The organism is Rhodoplanes roseus (assembly GCF_003258865.1).
In the GTDB taxonomy this organism is placed as follows: Bacteria; Pseudomonadota; Alphaproteobacteria; order Rhizobiales; family Xanthobacteraceae; genus Rhodoplanes; species Rhodoplanes roseus.
In genome coordinates this window covers 1-245 of the sequence record NZ_NPEX01000955.1, presented here as the reverse complement: position 1 = coordinate 245, position 245 = coordinate 1, and the positions used below count along the sequence as shown (strand labels likewise).

Annotated in this window: 1 pseudogene; it reads right to left on the bottom strand. The window is 60.4% G+C overall.

The annotated features are described in order from the left end of the window. Window positions 1-32 precede the first annotated feature (32 nt). Window positions 33-245, bottom strand: a pseudogene (locus CH341_RS33155) (glycerophosphodiester phosphodiesterase family protein); the annotation flags it as partial.

The window sequence follows — 245 nt, the reverse complement described above, 5'->3', positions numbered from 1 at the left end:
GAAGCTGGCTGCCGCGGCGCGGCTAGGTCGGATCACTCCAGGCCCATGCAATTGGCGTAATAGGTGACCGTCGCCGGCCAGTCGGAGAACATGCCGATGACGCCGACATCTTTGGCCAGAACGTCGATCACCTCATATTCGTCACCCGGATGCGAGATCGCGTCCTTGACCGACTGATAGTAATAGCCGCCGCCATCGGTGAGCGTACCGGAGCGTTCGAGCGACCAGGTGATGATCTTTAGCCC